General features: G+C 64.0%; 1 protein-coding gene. It reads left to right on the top strand.

The genetic code is table 11. From position 1 onward, the window contains the following. Positions 1 to 119 precede the first annotated feature (119 nt). Positions 120 to 386, top strand: a 267-nt coding sequence (locus tag RZO55_RS10045) for an XdhC family protein (protein ID WP_318064147.1), incomplete at its 3' end; no start/stop codon positions are given.

Here is a 386-nt window from a genome sequence, read left to right as displayed (position 1 = left end):
CGGCCGGAGGCGGAGGGGATGAAGGCGGCGCTTCCCTACATCGACATCTTTTCGGCGGCCTGTGATCCCCCTTCCTTTCGAAAGCTGGCCAAACGCATTTCCAGCCGGAGGTGACGGATGTGAAAGAGAACCGGGAGATCGTCCGGGCGATGGAGGAGATGAAGCGCTCGGGACGGCGAATGGCCCTCGCCACCGTCGTCCGCGTGAGAGGTTCCGCCTATCGCCGGGAGGGTGCCAAACTGTTGATCGAGGAGGGAGGAAACACGGTCGGTGTGATCTCCGGCGGGTGTCTGGAGCCGGATGTGGCGGAGGTGGCGAAAAGGGTGATGGCCGACGGCCGCCCGGCCCTGAGGCGTTACGAATTGGACGAGGAATTGGTTTGGGGG

Source organism: Clostridium boliviensis, from assembly GCF_033342255.1.
Taxonomy (GTDB): Bacteria; Bacillota; Clostridia; order Lachnospirales; family Lachnospiraceae; genus Lacrimispora; species Lacrimispora boliviensis.
The sequence above is the reverse complement of the archived record's forward strand: the minus strand, read 5'-3'. Positions and strand labels throughout refer to the sequence as shown.